Raw genomic sequence first — 22492 nt, forward strand, 5'->3', positions numbered from 1 at the left:
CGGTCTCCTCAATGCTGGTTGATGGCTTCGGGCTGGCCCACGACCAGCTGCTCCAGCGCGTGGCGCAGCGCCTGCGGCAACGGCACGGGCCGGCGCGTCTCGCGGTCCACGTAGACGTGCACGAAATGGCCCTGCGCGGCGGCCGTCTCGTCGTCGTTGCTGAACAGCCCCACCTCGTAGCGCACGCTCGAATTGCCGAGCTTCGCCACGCGCAGCCCGGCCACGACCGTGTCAGGGAACGTCAGCGACGAGAAGTAGTTGCACTGCGTCTCGATGACCAGCCCGATGGTGCTGCCCGCCTCGATGTCGAGCACGCCCGCCTTGATCAGGTACGTGTTCACGACGGTATCGAAATAACTGTAGTAGACAACGTTGTTGACGTGGCCATAGACATCGTTATCCATCCAACGCGTGGTGATCGGCTGGAAATGCGCGTACGTGGAACGGTGAGCAGGTTCGGGCTTCATCGGGATGGGAATCGGTCAGACTGCAACGCCGGAAGCGGCGGGTTGATAGCGTTGCCGCCGCCACACGAGAGGTCGTATGAGCGCACGGTACGCCGCAAGGTTCCAAACTTTTTGAGATGAATGCAACAAAATCATGACGCTTCGACCGAAAGCGAGGCCAGGCGACGGTGATACTGCGCGGCAAGCGTGACCGTTTGCGTGTGCACGGCCACGGTGTTTTCGATCTGGTTGCCGTAGCCGCCGGCCATCGCCACGGCGATCGGCAGCCGGCGCGCGGCGGCGAAATCGAACACCATCGCGTCACGCCGCGCCAGCCCGGCCATGGTCAGGCGCAGCCGGCCGAGCCGGTCGTCCTCGTGCGGATCGGCGCCGGCCAGATAGATCAGCAGATCGGGGGCGAAGCGTGCCGCGAGCGTGTCGAGCGCCCCGGCCAGCGCGGCGGCGTAGGTGGCGTCGTCGCAGCCGTCGGGCAGGCCCACGTCGAGATCGCTCGCCTCCTTGCGGAACGGATAGTTCTTCTCGCCGTGCAGCGAGAGCGTGAAGATGCTCGGGTCGTCGCGCAGGATCGACGCGGTGCCGTTGCCCTGGTGCACGTCGAGATCGATCACGGCCACGCGGCGCACGGCGCCATCGCGCTGCAGGCGCCGCGCCGCGATGGCCGCATCGTTGAACACGCAGAAGCCGCCGCCCTTGTCGGCATAGGCGTGATGGGTGCCGCCGGCCAGGTTCACGGCGATGCCCTGCGTCAGCGCCGCCTGGCACGCGGCAATCGTCGCCCCGGCGGAGCGCCGCGAACGCTCCACCATCTCGGGCGACCACGGAAATCCGATCTCCCGCTGGCGTGCCGCGTCGAGCTGACCTGACGAGACATCGGCGATGTAGGCCGCCGTATGGGCCAGCGCCAGATCGCTGTCATCGGCGCGCGGCGCTTCGTGCAGCGTCAGCCCCGGCACCTCGCGCACCACGGCGTCGCGCAGCATGCTGTACTTGCGCATCGGAAACCGATGGCCAGCAGGCAGCGGCAAGACGAAATGGTCGGCGTAGAAGGCAAACATGGAATCGGGGGCGTGATCGGGCAGCGCGGCCAGGGTGACGCCTTCGCACCATTCCCCGACCGGGCAGTCAGCGATGGTAGCACCGTCGCGACGGGGCTGAGAATTTCCGCTTCAAACGGGTGTTTCTCCCGCATCGCACCACGATGCCGACTCGGTATTTACCCTTGCCGGTCGCCCTTACGTGGAGCAACCTGCCCTTGCCAGCCCCTTCCATGGCCTATTTTTTGTGCGATGCACAAAAACCGCTTGACACCCATCGTCGTTTTCTTAGAATTGGAATTGTTGCGGCGCATCAAAGCCCCGGACCGGAGCCCCGGCCGAAGGCGGTGCCGACAAACATACGGATATACGCTCGGGCTAGCCAGGCTCCAATCAGTCATGGCTCTGACATCTGGGCGGCTTAATTTCTATTTGCTAGACCTTGAAGTTTCACCACTGGAGACCAGCATGATTCTGACCCCGGAACAAGTTGCAGCCGCACAAAAAGCCAACCTCGAGACCCTGTTCGGTCTGACCTCGAAAGCCTTCGAAGGCGTGGAGAAGCTGGTCGAGCTGAACCTGCAAGTGGTCAAGGCCACGTTCGCCGAGAACGTGGACAACGCCAAGAAGGCGCTGTCCGCCAAGGATGCCCAGGAACTGCTGGCCATCCAGGCCACCCTGGTGCAACCGGTTGCCGAAAAGACCCTGGCCTACACCCGCCACCTGTATGAAATCGCTTCGGAAACCCAAAGCGAGTTCACCAAGGTAGCCGAAGCCCAACTGGCCGAAGGCACGAAGAACGTCCAGGCCCTGGTCGAGAACTTCGCCAAGAACGCCCCGGCCGGCTCGGAATCGACCGTCGCCATCGTGAAGTCGGCCATCTCGGCCGCCAACAACGCGTACGAGTCGGTCCAGAAGGCCACCAAGCAAGCCGTTGAAATGGCCGAAAGCAACTTCCAGGCTGCCGCCACGGCTGCTTCGAAGGCTGCCCAGCAAGCCAGCGCCACGGCTCGCACCGCCACCAAGAAGCCCACGGCCGCTGCCTAAGCTTCTGCACCCGTAGTACTCCAGCGCACCGGCTCCGGCCGGTCCGTTGGCCGAGCGCCCTCCCCCGTCGATCAGGACGCTCCGCCAACGGCGGCGACCCCCGCAGCACCCCTCTCGCCCGCACCGTACCGCTGTCTCCTCGGTGCCGATCCAAAAGGTATCGATTCAAACCCGGCCCCTGCATGCAGGCAGCCGGGATTTTTTTCGTCCCGGCCTTCGCGGATGCGACAAAAGCACGGCGGTTAATTGAATTAATTCGAGGCAGAAGAAAACCCGCCAAGGGGCGGGTTTTCCAACGACACAAACCATCAAGGCTTATCGCTTGCGCGGCGGCGGCACGTCCGTGCACACCCCCTCGTAGATTTCGGCAGCCATGCCGATCGATTCGCCGAGCGTCGGGTGCGGGTGGATGGTCTTGCCGATATCCACCGCGTCCGCGCCCATTTCGATCGCAAGGCAGACTTCGCTGATCAGGTCGCCGGCGTGGGTGCCGACGATGCCGCCGCCGATGATCCGGTGCGTTTCCTCATCGAAAATCAGCTTGGTGAAGCCTTCGTCGCGGCCGTTGGCGATGGCGCGGCCCGACGCGGCCCACGGGAACGTGCCCTTCCCGTACTTGATGCCCTGTGCCTTGCACTGCTCTTCTGTCAGGCCGGCCCAAGCCACTTCCGGATCGGTGTAGGCCACCGACGGGATCTGCTTGACGTCGAAGTACGCCTTCTCGCCGTGGGCAGCTTCGGCGGCCACGTGGGCCTCATGCACAGCCTTGTGGGCCAGCATCGGCTGGCCGACGATGTCGCCGATGGCGAAGATATGCGGCACGTTGGTGCGCAGTTGCTTGTCGACCTCGATGAAGCCACGGTCGGTCACGGCCACGCCGGCCTTCTCGGCGCCGATTTTCTTGCCGTTGGGCGTGCGGCCCACCGACACCAGCACCGCGTCGTAGCGCACCGGCTCGGCGGGAGCGCCCTCGCCTTCGAACTTGACGTAGATGCCGTCCGGCTTGGCTTCCACGCCAACCGTCTTGGTCTTGAGCATCACGTTGTCAAAGCGATGCTTGTTCATCTTGTCCCAGACCTTGACGAGGTCGCGGTCCGCGCCCTGCATCAGGCCGTCGAGCATTTCCACCACGTCGATGCGGGCGCCCAGCGTGCTGTACACCGTGGCCATTTCCAGGCCGATGATGCCGCCGCCGATGACCAGCATCTTGTTCGGGATATCGCGCAGTTCCAGCGCGCCCGTCGAGTCGAAAATGCGCGGATCTTCAGGGATGAACGGCAGCTTCACGGCCTGGCTGCCAGCCGCGATGATCGCCTTTTCGAAGCGGATCACGGTCTTCTTGCCCGTGGTCGCCTTGGCATCGCCCTCGGTTTCCTGCACTTCGAGGTGGTTCGGGTCCAGGAACGTGCCGATGCCGCGCACGGTCTGCACCTTGCGCGCCTTGGCCATGCCGGCCAGGCCGCCGGTCAGCTTGTTGACCACGCTTTCCTTGTAGTGGCGCAGGCCGTCCAGGTCGATCTTGGCTTCGCCGAACAGGATGCCGTGCGCGGCCAGCGCCTTGGCCTCGTCGATCACGGCCGCGTTGTGCAGCAGCGCCTTCGACGGGATGCAGCCCACGTTCAGGCAGACGCCGCCCAGCGTGCCGTAGCGCTCCACCAGCACCGTGTTCATGCCGAGATCGGCCGCGCGGAACGCCGCCGAGTAGCCGCCGGGGCCGGCGCCGAGCACGAGCATGTCGCACTGGATATCGGCCGACCCGCTGTGCTTGCCAGCGGCCGGTGCCGGGGCGGGAGCGGGGGCTGCCGCCGCCGGCGCCGCGGCCGGAGCCGGTGCTGCCGCAGGGGCAGGGGCCGGTGCCGGGGCAGCGGCCGCGCCGCCTTCCACCGTACAGATCACGGTGCCCTTGGCTACCTTGTCCCCGACCTTGACCTTGACGTCCACGACCTTGCCGGCCGACGACGACGGCACTTCCATGCTGGCCTTGTCGCTCTCCAGCACGATCAGCGACTGCTCTTCCTCGACCGTATCGCCGGCCTTGACCAGCACTTCGATCACTTCCACCGCGTCGAAATCGCCGATATCCGGCACCTTGACTTCGATCACACTCATGCTTTCCTCCTGGGATGCGCGCCCTGCCCGCCTCGGGGTTCAGGCCGCGCCGTCGTTGTTGGTTGCCGAGCCATCCGGCTGCCGGGGCTGCTGGAATTCCGTCTGGAGCTTCACCGTATGCACGTCGATCGGGCCTGCCGAGCTTTTGTCGAACTCGATGCCGGCATCCACCCCCACCCGCGCGATCTCGCCGGCATCCATGCCCGGCAGGTCATAGACCGCGTGCATCGCGCCCAGCGCATAGTTGCGCCCCGAGCCGATACCCCAGAAACGGTCGAACGAAAACACCTCGCGGTAGGAATAGACGCCATAGATGCCGCCCGGATTGGCGATCAGGCAGACGATCTGCGATGACTCGTAGGGGTCGTCGTCGTCTTCCTTGGTGTTGATGAAATACTCGTTCTTGAGCTTTTCATGGACCTTGAGGAAGGTTCGGAACACCTCGTCGCGGGTCATCAGCCGGCACTCTTCGCCCATGCCCGTCAGCAGCGCGCGCATGACCGGAAAATGGGCCGTGGTGCCCGCCAGCGCGACAAAGCTCTCGCCCACGGGAATCACCTTCTGGTTGCGCTCGTAGGCACGCGACAGCCGCGTATCGCCGAACGTCACCAGCGCATCGGCTGCGATCGCCACCTCGTCACCCTTACGTACGACAACGCAGGTCGTCATGGCTCGCCTCCGTTACTTTGCTTCTCGGCGCCCCGGCATGCCGGGGCGCGTTGCGGTTGCTTAGAGCAGGATGCGGCGGAAGTCCGCCAGCAGCGCCGCAAAGTACGTGTTGAAGCGCGCAGCCTCGGCGCCGTCGATCACGCGGTGATCCCACGACAGCGACAGCGGCAGCGTCAGGCGCGGCGCAAACTGCTTGCCGTCCCAGACCGGCTTCATGTACGACTTGCACACGCCCATGATGGCCACTTCCGGCGCATTGATGATCGGCGTGAAGTACGTGCCGCCGATGCCGCCCAGCGACGAGATCGAGAAGCAGCCGCCCTGCATCTGGTCCGGCTTCAGCTTGCCGTCGCGGGCCAGCTTGGCCAGTTCGCCCATTTCCTGGCTGATCTCCAGCACGCCCTTCTTGTCGGCGTCCTTGATGACCGGCACGACCAGGCCGTTCGGGGTGTCGGCGGCAAAGCCGATGTTGAAGTACTTCTTCAGCACCAGGTTGTCGCCGTCCAGCGAGGCGTTGAAGTTCGGGAACTTCTTGAGCGCCGCCACGGTGGCCTTGATCATGAATGCCAGCATCGTGATCTTGATGCCGGCCTTCTCGTTTTCCTTGTTCATCTGCACGCGGAAGGCTTCCAGCTCGGTGATGTCCGCCTCGTCGCAGTTGGTGACGTGGGGGATCAGCACCCAGTTGCGGTGCAGGTTGGCGCCCGAGATCTTCTTGATGCGCGACAGCGGCTTGGACTCCACCTCGCCGAAGCGCGTGAAATCGACCTTCGGCCACGGCAGCAGGTCCAGGCCCACGCCCGAACCGCCACCAGCGGCGGCGGCCGGCGCGGCGCTCTGGCCGCTCATCACGCCCTTGACGAAGCCCTGCACGTCCTGCTGGGTGATGCGGCCCTTCGGACCGGTACCGGGCACGCGCGCCACATCGACGCCGAGTTCGCGGGCGAACTTGCGCACGGACGGGCTGGCGTGGGCGGCCTTGCCGGTCACGCCCTGGGCCGGCGCGGCGGCCGGGGCCGCGGCGGGAGCCGGTGCCGGGGCGGCGGGAGCGGGAGCCGGGGCGGCGGGGGCAGGAGCCGGGGCGGCCGGCGCGGGGGCCGGTGCGGAAGCGGCGGCGGCACCTGCGGCGCCGGCAGCTTCCAGAATCAGGATCAGCGTACCCTGGGCCACGTTGTCGCCCACCTTGACCTTGACTTCCTTGACCGTGCCGCCCTGCGGCGCGGGCACGTCCATCGTGGCCTTGTCCGATTCCAGCGTCACCAGCGCGTCTTCGGCGTTGATGGTGTCGCCCGGCTTCACGTGGACTTCGATGACGGGTACGGCGTCGTAGTCGCCGATATCGGGGACCTTGACCTCGACGGTGCCGCCACCAGCAGGCGCGGCAGCCGGCGCGGGCGCTGGTGCAGCAGCAGCCGGAGCCGGAGCCGCCGCGGCAGGCGCCGGGGCGGGAGCGGCAGCGGGCGCCGGGGCGCTGGCGCCAGCGGGCTCCAGCATCACGAGGATCGAGCCCTCGGCCACGTTGTCGCCTACCTTGACCTTGACTTCCTTGACCGTGCCGCCCTGCGGCGACGGCACGTCCATCGTGGCCTTGTCCGATTCCAGCGTCACCAGCGCGTCTTCCGCGTTGATGGTATCGCCCGGCTTCACATGCACTTCGATGACGGGAACGGCGTCATAGTCGCCGATATCCGGCACCTTGATTTCAATCGCTTGACTCATTCAGTGTCTCTCCTGGGCAGCCGGCACCCTGGTTGTTGGCGACGTGGCGACAAACGGACAAACGCAATCGGCGAGGTTACTCCGGCCTCACGCATCTGTCACGCTGCCGCGCATCACCAGCGGCCGCGGGCGCCGCCGGACCAGCCGGGGGCACCCGCGGCACGGCGGCATGCCGTGCTGCGGGGGGTTCAGTCGTGCAAGTCCGGGGTCAGACCGACATCGGGTTCGGCTTGTTCGGGTCGAGGTTGTACTTCTTGATGGCTTCCGCCACCTTCTCGCGGCCGATCGCGCCCTCGTCGGCCAGCGCCTTCAGCGCGGCCACCGTCACCCAGTTGCGGTCCACTTCGAAGAAGTGGCGCAGCTTCTCGCGGGTGTCCGAGCGGCCGAAGCCGTCGGTACCCAGCACCACGTAGCGGCGCGGCACGAACGGACGGATCTGTTCGGCGAACGCGCGCACGTAGTCGGTCGAGGCAATCACCGGACCGCGCACGCCCTTGAGCTTCTGGGCGACGAACGATTCGCGCGGCGTCTCGGTCGGGTGCAGCAGGTTGAAGCGCTCGGTGGCCTGGCCTTCGCGGGCCAGTTCGGTGAAGCTCGGGCAGCTCCAGATGTCCGATTCCACGCCCCAGTCCTTCTTGAGCATGTCGGCGGCGGCAATCACCTCGCGGAAGATCGTGCCCGAACCCAGCAGCTGCACGCGCGGGGCGTTGCTGTTTTCCACGCCCTTGCGGAACTGGTACATGCCCTTGACGATATCCTTCTCCGAGCCGGCCGGCATTTCCGGGTGCTCGTAGTTCTCGTTCATCACCGTCAGGTAGTAGTACACGTCTTCCTGCTCCGCGTACATGCGGCGCAGGCCGTCCTGCATGATCACGGCCAGTTCGTACTGGAACGTCGGGTCGTACGAGATGCAGTTCGGGATGGCGGCGTGGAACACATGCGAGTGGCCGTCCTCGTGCTGCAGGCCCTCGCCGTTCAGCGTGGTCCGGCCCGAGGTACCGCCCAGCAGGAAGCCGCGCGAGCGCATGTCGGCGGCGGCCCAGCACAGGTCGCCGATACGCTGGATACCGAACATCGAGTAGTAGATGTAGAACGGGATCATCTGCACGCCGTGCGTCGAGTACGACGTGGCGGCGGCGATCCAGTCACACATGGCGCCGGCTTCGTTGATGCCTTCCTGCAGCACCTGGCCAGTCTGCGATTCCTTGTAGAACATCAGCTGGTCGTGGTCTTCCGGCACGTACTTCTGGCCCTGCTGGTTCCAGATGCCGACCTGGCGGAACAGCCCTTCCATGCCGAAGGTGCGCGACTCGTCCGGGACGATGGGCACCACGTGCTTGCCAACCTGCTTGTCCTTGAGCAGCGTGTTCAGGATCCGGACGAAGGCCATCGTGGTGGACACTTCGCGGCCCTCGCCGGTGGCCTTGAGCAGCGCGTCGAACGCCGACAGCTCGGGCACCTTGAGCGCCTCGGCCTTCTGGCGGCGCGTGGGCAGGTAGCCGCCCAGGTTCATGCGCGCCTGGCGCATGTATTCCAGTTCCTTCGAGCCTTCCTCGAAGGTCAGGTACGGCACTTCCTCGAGCTTGTCGTCCGGCACCGGGATGCTGAACTGGTCGCGGAACGCGCGGATGGCGTCCACCGGCATCTTCTTCTGCTGGTGGGCCACGTTCATGGCCTGGCCGGCATCGCCCATGCCATAGCCCTTGATGGTCTTGGCCAGGATCAGCGTCGGCTGGCCCTTGTGCTCGCTGGCGGCCTTGTACGCGGCGTAGACCTTGTGCGGATCATGGCCGCCGCGGTTCAGGCGCCAGATGTCGTCGTCGGACCAGTCGGCCACCATGGCCTTCAGTTCCGGGGTGTTGAAGAAGTGCTCGCGCACGTAGGCGCCGTCCTTGGCCTTGAAGGTCTGGTATTCGCCGTCCACGGCGTCCATCATCCGCTTCATCAGCAGGCCCTTGGTGTCGCGCGCCAGCAGCTGGTCCCAGCGGCTGCCCCACACCACCTTGATCACGTTCCAGCCCGAGCCGCGGAATTCCGATTCCAGCTCCTGGATGATCTTGCCGTTGCCGCGCACCGGGCCGTCCAGGCGCTGCAGGTTGCAGTTGATCACGAAGACCAGGTTGTCCAGCTTCTCGCGGCCGGCCATGCCGATCGCGCCCAGCGATTCCGGTTCGTCGGTCTCGCCGTCGCCCAGGAACGCCCAGACCTTGCGGTCGCCGGCCTTGACCAGGCCGCGGCTGTCCAGGTACTTCATGAAGCGGGCCTGGTAGATGGCCATGATCGGGCCCAGGCCCATCGACACGGTCGGGAACTGCCAGAAATCCGGCATCAGCCACGGGTGCGGGTACGACGAGATGCCCTTGCCGTCCACCTCCTGGCGGAAGTTGTCCAGTTGCTCGGGCGTCAGGCGGCCCAGCAGGAAGGCGCGCGAGTACACGCCCGGAGCCGAATGGCCCTGCACGAAGACCAGGTCGCCGCCGCTCTGTTCCGACGGGGCGCGCCAGAAGTGGTTGTAGCCCACGTCATAGAGCGTGGCCGCCGAGGCGAACGACGAGATATGGCCGCCCACGTTGGTGTGCTTGTTGGCGCGCAGCACCATGGCCATGGCGTTCCAGCGCGTGTACGAGCGGATGCGGTGCTCCACGTCCTGGTCGCCGGGAATGCGGGCCTGCTGCTCCACCGGAATCGTGTTGATGTACGGCGTCTCGGCGTGGAACGGCTGCGTCACGCCATTCACGCGTGCGTATTCGATCTGCTTGTCGATCAGGAAGGCCGCGCGCTCGGCGCCTTCGGCGTTCAGGACGCCCTGCAGGGCATCCAGCCACTCGTGGGTTTCCTGGGGATCGGCGTCGTTGGCGCTGCTGGCGCCGAGAATCTGCTCTGGTACAGCGGACATGGACTGTCTCCTGGTGAATTCCGGTGGCGGCAAACGCGTGGCGCCCGCCCGCACTCTTTCGGTCGAAGCGATTCTATGGAAGCACAGCAACGGCTGACAAGCGAAATTTTCAGATTACGAATTCCTTTTTTATAATGCGGAATATTGCGGCAGTGCACCAGAAACGGCGCCGCACGCGGGGTTCCGCGCCGGCCCGGCCTGCCGCCAAGCCCTTGTGGCGTATAGGCGGTTTCCCCAAGCGACGCACCGCAATAAAGCCGATACACTGCCCGGTCAGTCGTCAATCCCTTATGCAGTTCTTCGAACGAATCCTCTCCGGCCTGCGCTCGGCCATTTTGCCCCCTGATGCCGCCAGCACCGTGAGCGAGCCCGCCCGGCCCGCCCACGCCGCCCGCATGGGCGGCGCGCCCGCCGATCATGGCGACCCCGGCGAGCACGTGGACGCCATCGAGACGCTGGCCCCGGCGCCGCGCCGGCTGTGGATCCTGCGCTGGCGCAACCTGGTGGCGACGAGCTGGTTCATGTTCATCCCGCTGGTGGCCATCGTGCTGTTCACGGTGGCGATGGGCGTCATCCTGTGGTCGCTGCACGAGACCGAGCGCCAGCAGCAGCGCGACGCGCTATACCGCGACGCCGCCTGGGCGCAGCAGCGCGTGCGGCTCTCGCTGCTCAGCAACCAGGACCAGATGGCCTCACTGGCGCGCGACATTGCCGCCGCGCAGCTCGACCAGGGCGCCTACCGCACCGCCGCCCAGGAAATCCTGCGCGAGAACCCGGAAATCGTCTTCATCAACTGGCTCGATGCCACGCGCAAGGGCCGGTGGTCGCTGCCGTCCACCTCCGAGTTTGCCGGCCGCCTGCGGGAAATGGTGGACAAGCCGCTGGAACCGGAAGTTCTCGACACCTTCGACGCCGCCCGCGAGACCCAGCGCGTGGTCTATTCCCGCCCGCTGACCAACGACCGCGGCGACAGCTTCATGCTGATGGAAGTGCCGATCGTGCGCGACAACGAGTTCCTGGGCACGCTCGGCGCGCTGTACTCGATCAACGGCATCCTGACCCACCTGCTGCCGCCCGAGCTGACCGAGCGCTACCGCTTCTCGCTGATCGACAAGAACAACCAGACCCGCGCCAGCACGTCGGTGCGGCCGGTGCCGGGCAATGCGCTGTCCTACGAAGTGCTGCTTGATCCACCTGGCCACTCGCTCTCGCTGCGCGCCGACGCCTATCCGCCGCCGTCGAACCTGCCCAACAACATGCTGCTGTGGCTGGTGGTGGGGCTGTCGTGCTTCCTGCTCTGGAGCCTGTGGAGCATGTGGCGGCACACCAGCCGCCGCTCCGAGGCGCAGCGCGCGCTGCTGGCCGAGACATCGTTCCGGCGCGCGATGGAAAACTCGATGCTGATCGGCCTGCGGGCGCTCGATCTGAACGGCCGCATCACCTATGTGAACCCGGCCTTCTGCCGCATGACGGGTTGGTCCGAGGCCGAGCTGGTGGGCCGGGTGCCGCCCTTCCCCTACTGGCCGCCCAACGACCAGCAGGAGATGCAGAAGCAGATCGACCTGACGCTGCAGGGCAAATCGCCGGCCACCGGCTATGAAATGCGCGTGATGCGCCGCGACGGCAGCAGCTTCTTCGCGCGGATGTACGTCTCGCCGCTGGTCGACAGCCGGGGCCGCCACACGGGCTGGATGAGTTCGATGACGGACATCACCGAGCCCAAGCGCGCCCGCGAGGAACTGGCCGCCGCCCACGACCGCTTCACCACGGTGCTGGAAAGCCTGGACGCCGCCGTGTCCGTGCTGGCCACCGACAAGGCCGAACTGCTGTTCGCCAACCGCTACTACCGCCAGTTGTTCGGCTGGGAGGCGGAGGGCCACCTGAAGCTGGCCGGCGACGATTTCGACAAGGACCAGATGTCGAGCGACAACACCGACTTCGTCGATGCCTACGCCGGCCTGCCCGCCTCGGAACTGATGCCGTACGCGTCTGACGCGCGCGAGGTGTTCGTGCCGGACATGCAGAAATGGTTCGAAGTGCGCCGCCGCTACATCCAGTGGGTGGACGGGCATCTGGCGCAGATGCAGATCGCCACCGACATCACCGTCCGCAAGGCGGCCGAGGAAATGGCGCGCCAGCACGAGGAGCGCATCCAGTTCACGAGCCGGCTGACCACGATGGGCGAAATGGCGTCGTCGCTGGCCCACGAGCTGAACCAGCCGCTGGCCGCCATCAACAACTACTGCATGGGCGCCGTGGCGCGCCTGCACTCGGGCCGCAGCACGCCCGAAGACCTGATTCCGGTACTGGAGAAGACCTCGGCGCAGGCCGTGCGCGCCGGCACCATCATCAGCCGGATCCGCGGCTTCGTGAAGCGCAGCCAGCCGCAGCGCCGGGAAGCCGCGCTGCACGACATCGTGGCCGACGCCGTGGGCCTGGCCGACCTGGAGGCCACGCGCCGCCGCGTGACCATCCTGACGCGCCTGCCGGCACCGCCGGTCATGCTCTACGTCGATCCGGTGCTGATCGAACAGGTGCTGGTCAACCTGCTCAAGAACGCCGTGGAGGCCATGGCCGGCCTGCCCGCGATGCGCGCCACGGGCGTGGTACGGCTGCATGCCCGCATCGAAAACGTTGAGTTCGGTCAATGTTGCTGCATCGACGTGATCGACCAGGGCCCGGGCGTGGACGAGGCCACCAAGGAGCGGCTGTTCGAGCCGTTCTTCAGTACCAAGTCCGACGGCATGGGCATGGGCCTGAACATCTGCCGCTCCATCATCGAATCGCACCAGGGCCGGCTCTGGGTCGAAAACAATGTGGACGGGATCGGCTGTACGTTTAAAATCACCCTGCCGCTGCAGCCGGCGCTGCCCGAACAGTAACGGGAGCACCCCTGGCATGCCGGGCCTACCTCTGCCGCGGGGCATCGGGAGGGCGCCCGGACATCCACCCCCGGGGGTGTTGCGCGCCGCCGCATGCAGTTACACTTCGTTGCAAACGACTTTGCCCCAGGAGACTTCATGACCGCAACGCCCAGCCCAACGCCGCATCGTGGCGAGACCGTCTACATCGTCGACGACGATGAGGCGATGCGCGACTCGCTGACCTGGCTGCTAGAGGGCAACGGCTACCAGGTGCGCAGCTTCAACAGCGCCGAGCAGTTCCTCTCCGCCTACGACACCAGCACGGTGTCCTGCCTGATCCTCGACGTGCGCATGCCCGGCATGAGCGGCCCCGAGCTGCAGGAACGCATGATTGCCGAGAACATCGACATCCCGATCGTCTTCATCACCGGCCACGGCGACGTGCCGATGGCGGTCTCCACGATGAAGCGCGGCGCCATCGACTTCATCGAGAAGCCGTTCGACGAGTCCGAACTGCGCTCGCTGGTGGAGCGCATGCTCCAGAAGGCCCGCACCGACCACTCCACGGCCCGCGAGCAACGCGCCGCCAAGGACCTGCTCGGCAAGCTGACCACGCGCGAGCAGCAGGTGCTGGAGCGCATCGTGGCCGGCCGGCTGAACAAGCAGATCGCCGACGACCTGGGCATTTCCATCAAGACCGTGGAGGCGCACCGCGCCAACATCATGGAAAAGCTCAACGTGAACACCGTGGCCGACCTGCTGAGGCTGGCGCTGTCGCGGAACGCCTGAGGTTGTCCGCTGCCTCCGGGCCAGCACCCTCTCCCGCCACGCGGGAGGGGTGCAAGCTTCACCCTCCCCCCAGCGCCTGATACAACATCATCCGCACCCGTAGCCGGTTCAGCCGGTTGCGTTCCACCGCCGCCTGCGCCGTGCGCAGCGCCTGCCGGTCCTCCAGCCAGAACCGGATGGTCTGCTTGCCGGCCCGATAGCGGGCCGCGCCAGCCTTTTCCGCCGCCTGCGCCGCCCGGCGGGCATCGAGCAGTGGCGCCGCTTCGCGCAGCAGGCTTTCGCGCTGGCCCAGCGCTTCGCTGACCTCGGCGAACGCCTGATACAGCGTCTTGCGATACAGCACGACCGATTCCTCGTACTCCGTGCGCGAGATTCCCACGTTCAGCCGCACCGTATTCCACTGCAGGAACGGCAGCGCCAGGCCCGCCCCGAGCGTGCCGATCGGGTTGGTCAGCACGTGGCCGAGATCGCGGTGCGCGGTGCCGACCGTGCCGGTCAGCGACAGCGTCGGAAAAAATCCGGCCTTGCTGGCATCGTGCGCCGCCAGGCTGGCACGGATGCGCGCCTGCGCGGCGGCCACGTCGGGCCGGGCCTGCAGCACGCTGGCGGGCAGGCCGGGCCGGACGTCCGGCTCGGGCCCGTCGGGCAGGACAAACCCGGCGATCTCGTCGAGCGGCACGGCTTCGTCGAGCAGCGTCGTCAGCGTCCTGCGCTGCGCTTCGCGCTGCTGCAGCAACTGCTCGTAGGCGGCCTCGTTTCCGGCCATCGCACGGCGGGCCAGCGCCAGTTCGGCCATCCCGTCCGCGCCGGCCCGGTAGCGTGCCGCCACGAGCGCCTCGATGCGGCGGGCGTCGCGGATATCGGCCTGCGCATCGGCAAGCCGGGCGTTCAGCTCGGCAATCGTCCAGTACGTCGACGCCGTGGCGCCGATCAGCGACAGCCGCGCGCTGTCCAGGTCGAAACGCGACGCTTCCGACGCCCAGGCCGCCGCATCGCGGGTCCGCGCCAGCTTGCCCCACAGGTCCAGTTCGTAGCCAAGCTGGAAGGTCAGGCCGTACTCGCGCTGGCTCGGATTGTCGTGCCGCAGCGCCTTGCTGACCGATGACTGGCCGCCCAGGCTGGCGTCGGGCGTCAGGTTGGTGTCCGCCAGTCCCGCCTGCATGCGCGCCCGTTCGAGCCGGATGGCGGCAAGCGCCAGATCGGCATTGCGCGCGAGCGCCCGGTCGATCAGGCTGTCCAGCCGCGCGTCGCCGAACGCCTGCCACCAGTGGTCGGCTTCGCCCTCGCTGGCCGCGCTGCCGCCGCGTGCCTCCCAGGCGTCCGGGAGTTCGACCTCCGGTGCCCGATACGGGGTTTCGAGCAGCGCGCCGCAGCCGGCCAGACTGGCGAGCGCGGCGGCGAGCAGGCAGTTTCGGATCGTCATCGTCGTCACCCTCGCGCCAGCGCCGCCACCGGATCGAGCTTCGACGCATTGCGCGCCGGCACGAAGCCGAAGCCGATGCCCGTGGCAGCGGCGGTCGCGCAGGCGCCCAGCACGGCCAGCGGCGAGAGGTACATGGCAATGGCGTCCTGCAGCCAGCCGAACACGATCCCGATGGCCCACGCCATGACCACGCCGAGCACCCCGCCCACCAGGCAGATCAGCACCGCCTCGATCAGGAACTGCTGGCGGATATCCGATGGCCGGGCGCCCACGGCCATGCGGATGCCGATCTCCCGGGTGCGCTCGCTGACCGACACCAGCATGATGTTCATCACGCCGACCCCGCCCACCACCAGCGACACCACGGCAATGGCCGACACCATCAGCGTCAGCGCATTGGCGGTGCCCTCGATACTGCGGATGAAGCTGTCGTTGGTCGTGACGAAGAAGTCCTTGCGGCCATGGCGCCTGGCCAGCAGCCGCTCCACGTCGGCCACCTGCCACGCCCCGCCGCCCGGCTTGAGCCGGAGCTTGATGCCCTGGAAGTAGTCCTGCGGCGCCAGCCGCGACATGTGCGTGGTGTAAGGCAGCCAGATCCAGAGCGTATCGTCGCCATCCAGTAGCGACTTGCGCGAAACCGCCACGCCCACGATGCGCAGCGGCACCTGCCCCACCAGCACGATCTCGCCCAGCGGGTCGCCGTGAGCACCGAACAGCCGCGTCCTGAGGTTCTCGTCGATCACGGCCACCTGGGCGCGCCGCGCCACATCGTCCGCGGAGAACCACGTGCCCGCCGCCAGCCGGGTATTGCTGGCCCGCGCATAGGCGTGGCCGACGCCCAGCGTCGAGACGTCGAGCCGGCGGTTGCCGCGCCGCAGGGCAGGCGTTCCGTAGGTCACCGGGCTGAGGCTGTCGACGTACGGCTGGGCGGCCAGCACCGGCAGGTCGGCCTCGCGCAGCGACTGCAGCGCGCGAGGGTCTTCGCCGCCGCGCTCGGCCCCCGGGTAGATGTCCATGGTGTGCGAGCCCATCGCATGGAAATCCGCCACCACCCGGCGCTTGGCGCCCTCGCCCAGCCCCACCACGGCGATCACCGAGGCAATTCCGATCACGATCCCGAGCATCGTCAGCAAGGCGCGCATCCGGTGCGTGAGCATGGCGTGCCAGGCCGTGCCCAGGCCGGCACGCAGCGTGGCAAACGGAAGCGCCCGGCGCGCGCCGCCAGCGGCCGGCGGCTCCGGCAGCCTGGCCGGCTGGCTGGTCCGGGCCGACGGGCACGCGCCGGTACGCCGGTCGGCAACGATGGCGCCATCCTGGATCTCGATGATGCGGTCGGCACTGGCCGCCACCTCGGGATCATGCGTGACGATGACGATCGTATGGCCCTCGCGGTGCAGCGCCCGCAGTTGCGCGAGCACGTCATGATGGCTGGCCCGGTCGAGCGCACCGGTCGGCTCGTCGGCCAGGATCACGGCCCCGCCGTTCATCAGCGCCCGGGCGATGCTCACGCGCTGCTGCTGCCCGCCCGAGAGCTGCGCGGGCCGGTAGTCGAGCCGGTGGCCCATGCCGAGCCGCTCCAGCAGCGCGCGCGCCCGCTGGTCGCGTGCGGCACGCTCCATTCCCGCGTAGAGCGCCGGCATGCCGGCATTGTCGAGCGCGCTCAGGTGCGGCAACAGGTCATAGCGCTGGAAGATGAAGCCGAAGTATTCGCGGCGCAGCGCCGCCAGCGCGTCGGGGCCGAGCAGGCTGGCATCCTGCCCGGCGATGCGGTACGCCCCGGCACTCGGCCGGTCGAGGCAGCCGAGGATATTGAGCAGCGTCGACTTGCCCGACCCGGAGCGGCCGATGATGGCCACCCTCTCCCGCGTCGATGCGCAGGTCGATGCCCGACAGCACCGTGGAGGTTTCCCGGCCGTTCCGGTACACGCGCGACACGCCACGCAGTTCGAGCAGCGGGCCGGTCATGGCTGGCCTCCGTCGTCCGGGGACCGGGCGCCCACCACCACGCGCTCGCCCTCCGCCAGCCCGCCCAGCACCTGCACCGAGACGTGGTCGCTGACCCCGGTCTCGATCTGCCGGGATTCCACCCCCGCACCGTTGCCGCCGGACAGCACATCCACGCTGTACCGCCCTGCCCGATCCGGGCCGCGTACCGCCGCGGCCGGCACCACCAGCGCCTGGCTGGCCCGGCCGAGCACGATCGACACCTGCGCCGTCATCGACGGCCTGAGGATGCCGTCTTCGTTCGCCACTTCCAGCAGCCCGTTGTAATAGACCGCACCGGCCGCGCCCGACTGCCCCGGCATACCGTCCTGCGACGCCTGCTCGACCGGCGGCGCCGGTTCCACGCTCTTGAGCCGCGCGTGGAACTTCCGCTGCGCGGCGCCGAGGATCGTGAACCACGCCTCCTGCCCCGCCCGCACGCGCACCACATCGGCCTCCGAGATGCGCGCCTTGACCAGCATCTGGTCGAGTTCCGCCAGCACCAGGATCGTGGGCGCCGCCTGTGCCGACACCACGGTCTGGCCCTCCTGCGTCACGATGGCGATCACCTGCCCGTCCATCGGCGCCGAGATGCGCGTATAGGCCAGGTTGGCGCGCGCCGTCTCCACCGCCGCCCGGCCCTGCCTGAGCTGCGCGTCGAGCGCGGCAATGTTGGCGCGCGTGGTATCGGCCTGGCTTTGCGCCAGTTCGAGATCGGCCACGGCGTTGGCATCGTCGGCGCGCAGTGCCTGCTCGCGCCGCAGCGCCAGTTCGTGCTGCCGCCGCAGCGCCACCTGCGCGGCGCGCTGCGCCTTGAGGTTCTGCAAGGCGGCTTCGGCCTGCAACAGCTCGTTCTGCTGCAGGATGGGATCGATCTCGGCCAGCAACTGGCCCTTGACCACGCGCTCGCCCAGCGCCACCTTCAGCGACTTCAACTGGCCGCTGACCTGGGCGCCGACACTGACCTGCCGGACCGGCGTCAGCGTGCCCGAGGCCAGCACCGCCTCCTCGATGTCGGCGCGCGCCACCGGCACGGTATCGAATTCGGCAGGCGCCGGCTGCAGCAGCCACCCGCCGCCGGCCGCCAGCAGGCCAGCGGCCCCCAGCGCCGCCAGCCATCGCGCATGACGCAACCCGCTCATGAGGTGGCTCCGTCCCCGGCGGGGACCACGCGCACCAGCACGCCGTCCGCCAGTTCATAGACGGTATCGAACATCGGCAGGTACGTCCGGTCATGGGTCACGACCACCGCCGCCTGGCGCCCCGCCGTGATCGCCGCCATCACCTGGCGGGCGCTTTCGCCATCGAGATTGGCCGTGGGTTCGTCGAACAGGCCGATGCTGCGCCGCGCGTACAGTGCCCGCGCCACCATCAGCCGTTGCCGCTCGCCGGAAGACAGCGACGCCGTGGCCTCGCTGACGACCGTGTCGATGCCGGCCGGCAGCGCGCCAATGCGCTCCCCGAGCCCGACGTCATCGATCAGCCGCAGCGCCGCCAGCCGGTCGGGCCGCGCCGCGAACATCGTCACGTTGTCGAGCACCGAGCCGCCGAACAGGATATCGGCCGAGGTCTGCAGGTACATATGGCGGCGCAGCGCCGGCCACGGCGCCTCGGCCCCGTCGATCCACAGCACGCCGTCATCGGGCAGGTCGAGGCCGGACAGCAGCGTCAGCAAAGTGGATTTACCGGCACCCGAAGCACCAAGCAGCGCGATCTTCTCGCCGGGCCGGATGCCGAGTTCGATCTCTGAGAGCGCCACCGGGCTGCTCTCGTGCTGGAACACCAGATGCTCGACCCGGATCGCGTCGTGCCACGGTGCCGGGTCAGGCAGGTCCGCGTCGCGCTCCTGCTCGAAGAGGTCGCGCGCCCGTTCGTTCGCCACATGGTTGGAACGCGCCGCCAGCCAGGCGCCGTAACCGGCCGTGGCCGCGCCAAAGGCGATCTGCCGCAGGAACACGAACGCGTAGAAGGCACCGAACGATAGCTGGCCGGCCAGCATGGCCGACGCGGCCACCCCCAGCATGACCAGCAACTCGATATTGCCGAGCAGCATGTAGCTGGTTTCCTGCCGTATCAGCAGGTTGGCCTTGCGCCGCCAGGTGTCGGTGATGCGCAGGCCATGGTCGCCGTAGTCCGCGGCCCGGCGGTGCGTGGCGAGCGCCGATTTCCAGGCCGTGATGCCGAGCACGGTTTCCAGCAGGAACTGCTGCTGGTCCGCCGCCGCCTGCTCCGATTCCAGCCTCAGGCCCTGCTCCTCGCCCTTGAAGCGCTGCGTCAGCAGGCCCGACACGGCGATGCCCGACACGCTGACCACCGCCAGCCACGGCTGCAGCCAGGCCATCGCCGCAATCGCCACGACCGACACCACGACCGAACACAGCATCGTGTTGGAGAGCCTGACGCGGTCGAGCGCCGCGAAGCCATAGGCGGTAAAGCGCTCGACGATCTCGCCCGGAAAGCGCCGCGAGAAGTAGCGCAGCCGGTTCTCCACCAGCAGGCCGAACCCGTTGTCGAGCGCCCGCATGCCCGTCATGGCGCAGCGCAGGTACATCAGCCGGGCGGCCAGGCGCATGAAGAAGAACGCCGCCACCGTGGCCAGCAGGAAGGCCACCCCGATGCGCAGGTAGGCCGCCATGCCGTCAGCCCCGAGCATGCGGTCCACGGCTGGCCCGACAAACAGCGGCGTCACGAACGACAGCAACGACACCAGCAGCGTCAGGCCAATCAGCCCGGTACCGCCGGCACGGTCGACCAGCGAAGCCAGCGCATGGGACCGGGGTGCGGCATGCGGGTGCGGGTGCACCGATTCGTCAAGGATCAGCGCGTAGCCCGAGGCGGAGGCGGCAAGCACGCCAGCGGGCAGCATCTGCTCGCCCATCGCCGGATCGTAGACCTGGAACAGGTCGCCGCCAGCCCGCATCACCAGCACGAAATGATTGCCGCCGACGTGGAGAATGGCCGGCAACGGCAGTTCCGCCAGCGCACCACGCCCGAACCGGACCGGATCGGACGCAATGCCGTAGCCGGCCAGCACTTCGGACAGGTCGGCCAGTGACATGCCGAGCTGCGGCGCGCCGTAGCGGGCTCGCAGTTCCGCCAGATCGGCGGGAATGCCAAGGGAACCGAGCAGCATGGCCAGGCAGGCCAGCCCGCATTCGGACGTCTCGCCCTGGTAGACCGGCTCGATATCGTGCAGGCCCCGCAGGGTATGGGGAAAGATCGTCTGGAGCATTACTGGCCCCCGTCATTGAAATAGAACAGCGACGGAAAATGCCAGAGCAGCCATTGGTCGCCATGCTCCCGCAGGGCCTGCTCAAGACAGCGTGCGACGTCGTTGCCATCCACACAAGGAGGAAAAACGCGGATCGCAAGCCGTCCGCCCTCCCAGAACACATAAAAGGGAATCAACCGGCCGCCCACCAGCCGGGCCAGCTCCCCGGCGCCGCCATGCAGCCGGGCCGGACGGCCGAACAGCGTCACCGGATGCGTGCGCATGGCTCGCCCCAGATGGGCCTCGGTGAATTGCGGCAGGATGTCCGGAAAAATGGCGAGATTGGCGTGGTTTGCACGCATCTCGCGCAACATGGCCCGGCGCGCGGCGGCCGGCTCGTCCGGGTGATGCTGGATCATCACCGCATCGCGCCGCGCAAAGGCGGCGGCCTCGTCGGCGCCGTAGTGCCCGGCCGCGTAAATGGAAATGGTGTGGGTGCGCCGGGGCGGCACCAGGGAAATGACCGCTACGGCCAGCGCGTCGGAGCAGACATGGAGCGGCGCGAAAACCGGCGTGAAACCCTGCGCGACCATGTTTTCGCGCGCCATCGCCAGTTCGGCGGCGCAGGCTTCGAGCATGCCCACCAGCCCGGACTCGGTGTGGTACATCGCCGATTCCAGCACGAGGCGGCGGCGCACCAGCGCGGCATAGCCCTGGCGCGGCGCCACGCCAAGCAGTTTGCGCTGGTTCTCCCGCCAGGTCCGGGCGCGCGCCCGGTCGCGGGCCGCCTCCCGGCCAATCCGCCAGGGCAGCCGGGCCAGCGACGCCGCCAGCCGGACAGGCATGCAGGACCAGAACGCCGCACCAAGGGCCGCGCTCAGGCGAGCCGCCAGCCGGCTGCGGGCGCGTGCGAGCGCGGCCGCGATACCCGCCCTGCCGAGCGAAATGGCAATGGATAGCTGCATGATGAGGACCTGCGAATGGGAGGAGAAACCAGAAAGCCGTTGCCAGGAGAAACGGCCGGAATATCCGGCCGTCCTTCGTGAGTATTCCTTCCGACGGGAATAATCACGGGTAAAACACCAATCTCGAGAACCGACGATTATTTACCAGGGGTATTGGCGTACCACTGGCCGGTCTTCGAGTCCTTCTTGCATTGGGCATAACGGCTGCGGCAGCCTTCGAACGTCTTGAACATCTGACGTTTTCCGCCAACCACCGCCATGGCCTGCTGCGGACTGAGCTTCTGAATCCTGGCTTGGGTGTCTGACATTTTCTTCGAGTGCAAAATCGCGCCTGTTTATCTGATGGGTACCGGCTTGCGGCGCATGCAAGACCGCCCCATCGTCCGGAGCCCGTTGGAAAACACTCCGGATAACCGGAATACTAGGCAGACGGCAGAGACGTGAAAATCGAAGAAAGCTTAAATTACAGCGCTGCAATCAAGTAGCCGCGATACTTCTGATATTGCAGGCTCTGCTACGCCAGATATTCGCGCCCGTTGAAAGTCAACACCCAGTGCGGACGAAACACGACGAATATCGCCACCAACATGCCGGTCAGGAACGCGTCGCCAAAGGCCATGATGACGACCCCGGTCAGCCGGTCCGCCACACTCAGTCCGGCCCCGCCGGGCGCCGAGGTCTGCACCAGCCACGCCACGCGCAGGCCGCCTGCCACCATGGACGCCAGCAGCGCCGCGAAATAGCCATGCCCGAGGATGAAGACGAACAGGTGCCGGGGCAGGCGGCGGCGCAGCACCGCCTGCAGCGCCGCCGTGACGAGCGCGGGCACCGCCGCCATCCAGATGAAGCGCGGCGCCAGCGCCACCCAGCCGATGTCCGGCCACGCCTGCCCTGACAAGTAGGCCAGGCCGAGCAGCGAGACCACATTGGCCAGCGCCAGCGAGATCAGCGCCAGCGGCAGGCCGAACATCGTCACGGCCAGCGTGGCGCCGGTCAACTGGATCACCACGTCGTGGCCCACCGTGGCCCGCGCGGACCACAGCAGCGTCAGCAAGACCAGCGATCCCAGCCACGCATGCTGGATCGGCTCGCGCTGCAGCACTTGCCACGGCCGTTGCATCACTGCCCAGAGCAGCACGCCCACCGCCAGCGTGGGCAGCGGCCAGACCGCCAGGAACTCCAGAATTGAAGATTTTTCGATGTGCATGGGCGGATGCTAGCAGCCCGCCCGCCGCGGCCACTTGCATGCGATCAAGCGCGCCGGGATGCCGTCGCGCCGCGCCGGAGCCTTTATAATCCCGGTTTCGCGCCGCCGC

15 protein-coding genes and 1 pseudogene are annotated in these 22492 nt (G+C 67.5%); 3 read left to right on the forward strand and 13 right to left on the reverse strand.

Annotation, left to right across the window (positions count from 1 at the left end):
• Positions 1 to 8: 8 nt before the first annotated feature.
• Together EV147_RS06950 and EV147_RS06955 are read right to left on the reverse strand one after the other, a co-directional pair.
• A complete protein-coding gene (locus tag EV147_RS06950) occupies positions 9 to 467 on the reverse strand; it encodes an acyl-CoA thioesterase (protein ID WP_130390373.1) in 459 nt (152 codons plus the stop codon).
• A gap of 131 nt (positions 468 to 598) precedes the next feature.
• On the reverse strand, positions 599 to 1522 hold the full coding sequence (locus EV147_RS06955; RefSeq protein WP_130390374.1) for a histone deacetylase family protein: 924 nt from the start codon (positions 1520 to 1522) through the stop codon (positions 599 to 601).
• A 447-nt stretch (positions 1523 to 1969) separates the two neighbouring features.
• Here EV147_RS06955 and phaP1 point away from each other — a divergent pair, with 447 nt between their 5' ends.
• Positions 1970 to 2548 (forward strand): TIGR01841 family phasin PhaP1, encoded by a 579-nt coding sequence (gene phaP1, locus EV147_RS06960; RefSeq protein WP_130390375.1) that lies wholly within the window; start codon positions 1970 to 1972, stop codon positions 2546 to 2548.
• A 315-nt stretch (positions 2549 to 2863) separates the two neighbouring features.
• On the opposite strand, the gene lpdA is transcribed toward phaP1, so the two are convergent.
• The 4 genes from lpdA to aceE form a co-directional block, all read right to left on the reverse strand.
• On the reverse strand, positions 2864 to 4657 hold the full coding sequence (gene lpdA, locus EV147_RS06965) for a dihydrolipoyl dehydrogenase (RefSeq protein WP_130390376.1): 1794 nt from the start codon (positions 4655 to 4657) through the stop codon (positions 2864 to 2866).
• A 39-nt stretch (positions 4658 to 4696) separates the two neighbouring features.
• Entirely contained in the window at positions 4697 to 5326 is a 630-nt protein-coding gene (locus EV147_RS06970; RefSeq protein WP_130390377.1) for an Ntn hydrolase family protein, read from the reverse strand.
• A 60-nt stretch (positions 5327 to 5386) separates the two neighbouring features.
• Positions 5387 to 7045, reverse strand: coding sequence for a dihydrolipoyllysine-residue acetyltransferase (aceF, locus tag EV147_RS06975; protein ID WP_130390378.1), 1659 nt, complete (start codon positions 7043 to 7045; stop codon positions 5387 to 5389).
• Between the two features lie 208 nt (positions 7046 to 7253).
• Positions 7254 to 9941, reverse strand: coding sequence for a pyruvate dehydrogenase (acetyl-transferring), homodimeric type (gene aceE, locus EV147_RS06980; RefSeq protein WP_130390379.1), 2688 nt, complete (start codon positions 9939 to 9941; stop codon positions 7254 to 7256).
• Positions 9942 to 10231: 290 nt separating this feature from the next.
• On the opposite strand from aceE, the gene EV147_RS06985 reads away from it, so the two are divergent.
• On the forward strand, positions 10232 to 12823 hold the full coding sequence (locus tag EV147_RS06985) for a PAS domain S-box protein (RefSeq protein WP_130390380.1): 2592 nt from the start codon (positions 10232 to 10234) through the stop codon (positions 12821 to 12823).
• Positions 12824 to 12961: 138 nt separating this feature from the next.
• A complete protein-coding gene (locus EV147_RS06990) occupies positions 12962 to 13594 on the forward strand; it encodes a response regulator transcription factor (RefSeq protein ID WP_130390381.1) in 633 nt (210 codons plus the stop codon).
• Positions 13595 to 13652: 58 nt separating this feature from the next.
• Here the strand turns inward: EV147_RS06990 and EV147_RS06995 are convergent, their stop codons facing one another.
• The 7 genes and pseudogenes from EV147_RS06995 to EV147_RS07020 form a co-directional block, all read right to left on the reverse strand.
• The gene (locus EV147_RS06995) at positions 13653 to 15017 is read right to left on the reverse strand and encodes an efflux transporter outer membrane subunit (RefSeq protein WP_130390382.1); all 1365 of its coding nucleotides are present in this window, start codon (positions 15015 to 15017) and stop codon (positions 13653 to 13655) included.
• A gap of 5 nt (positions 15018 to 15022) precedes the next feature.
• Positions 15023 to 16982: pseudogene (locus tag EV147_RS07000) on the reverse strand (MacB family efflux pump subunit).
• Positions 16979 to 18142 (reverse strand): efflux RND transporter periplasmic adaptor subunit, encoded by a 1164-nt coding sequence (locus EV147_RS07005; RefSeq protein WP_130390383.1) that lies wholly within the window; start codon positions 18140 to 18142, stop codon positions 16979 to 16981. The pseudogene EV147_RS07000 and the gene EV147_RS07005 overlap by 4 nt, the downstream one beginning before the upstream one ends.
• Positions 18139 to 20232 (reverse strand): ATP-binding cassette domain-containing protein, encoded by a 2094-nt coding sequence (locus EV147_RS07010; protein WP_130390384.1) that lies wholly within the window; start codon positions 20230 to 20232, stop codon positions 18139 to 18141. The genes EV147_RS07005 and EV147_RS07010 overlap by 4 nt, the downstream gene beginning before the upstream one ends.
• Complete coding sequence (locus EV147_RS07015; protein WP_130390385.1) at positions 20232 to 21176, reverse strand: lysophospholipid acyltransferase family protein; 945 nt, start codon at positions 21174 to 21176, stop codon at positions 20232 to 20234. The genes EV147_RS07010 and EV147_RS07015 overlap by 1 nt, the downstream gene beginning before the upstream one ends.
• A gap of 137 nt (positions 21177 to 21313) precedes the next feature.
• A complete protein-coding gene (locus EV147_RS25915; protein WP_157994671.1) occupies positions 21314 to 21484 on the reverse strand; it encodes a hypothetical protein in 171 nt (56 codons plus the stop codon).
• 206 nt (positions 21485 to 21690) lie between these two features.
• Positions 21691 to 22383 carry a hypothetical protein gene (locus EV147_RS07020; RefSeq protein ID WP_130390386.1) on the reverse strand — a complete coding sequence of 231 codons (693 nt, stop codon included), beginning with the start codon at positions 22381 to 22383 and terminating at the stop codon, positions 21691 to 21693.
• Between the last annotated feature and the right edge of the window lie 109 nt (positions 22384 to 22492).

The organism is Cupriavidus agavae, from assembly GCF_004217045.1.
Lineage (GTDB): Bacteria > Pseudomonadota > Gammaproteobacteria > Burkholderiales > Burkholderiaceae > Cupriavidus > Cupriavidus agavae.

Excerpts from the sequence above, each read along its gene's own strand:
- EV147_RS06950 (WP_130390373.1), bottom strand. The coding sequence starts at position 467 with ATGAAGCCCGAACCTGCTCACCGTTCCACGTACGCGCATTTCCAGCCG.
- EV147_RS06955 (WP_130390374.1), bottom strand. The coding sequence starts at position 1,522 with ATGTTTGCCTTCTACGCCGACCATTTCGTCTTGCCGCTGCCTGCTGGC.
- phaP1 (WP_130390375.1), top strand. The coding sequence starts at position 1,970 with ATGATTCTGACCCCGGAACAAGTTGCAGCCGCACAAAAAGCCAACCTC.
- lpdA (WP_130390376.1), bottom strand. The coding sequence starts at position 4,657 with ATGAGTGTGATCGAAGTCAAGGTGCCGGATATCGGCGATTTCGACGCG.
- EV147_RS06970 (WP_130390377.1), bottom strand. The coding sequence starts at position 5,326 with ATGACGACCTGCGTTGTCGTACGTAAGGGTGACGAGGTGGCGATCGCA.
- aceF (WP_130390378.1), bottom strand. The coding sequence starts at position 7,045 with ATGAGTCAAGCGATTGAAATCAAGGTGCCGGATATCGGCGACTATGAC.
- aceE (WP_130390379.1), bottom strand. The coding sequence starts at position 9,941 with ATGTCCGCTGTACCAGAGCAGATTCTCGGCGCCAGCAGCGCCAACGAC.
- EV147_RS06985 (WP_130390380.1), top strand. The coding sequence starts at position 10,232 with ATGCAGTTCTTCGAACGAATCCTCTCCGGCCTGCGCTCGGCCATTTTG.
- EV147_RS06990 (WP_130390381.1), top strand. The coding sequence starts at position 12,962 with ATGACCGCAACGCCCAGCCCAACGCCGCATCGTGGCGAGACCGTCTAC.
- EV147_RS06995 (WP_130390382.1), bottom strand. The coding sequence starts at position 15,017 with ATGACGATCCGAAACTGCCTGCTCGCCGCCGCGCTCGCCAGTCTGGCC.
- EV147_RS07005 (WP_130390383.1), bottom strand. The coding sequence starts at position 18,142 with ATGAGCGGGTTGCGTCATGCGCGATGGCTGGCGGCGCTGGGGGCCGCT.
- EV147_RS07010 (WP_130390384.1), bottom strand. The coding sequence starts at position 20,232 with ATGCTCCAGACGATCTTTCCCCATACCCTGCGGGGCCTGCACGATATC.
- EV147_RS07015 (WP_130390385.1), bottom strand. The coding sequence starts at position 21,176 with ATGCAGCTATCCATTGCCATTTCGCTCGGCAGGGCGGGTATCGCGGCC.
- EV147_RS25915 (WP_157994671.1), bottom strand. The coding sequence starts at position 21,484 with ATGTCAGACACCCAAGCCAGGATTCAGAAGCTCAGTCCGCAGCAGGCC.
- EV147_RS07020 (WP_130390386.1), bottom strand. The coding sequence starts at position 22,383 with ATGCACATCGAAAAATCTTCAATTCTGGAGTTCCTGGCGGTCTGGCCG.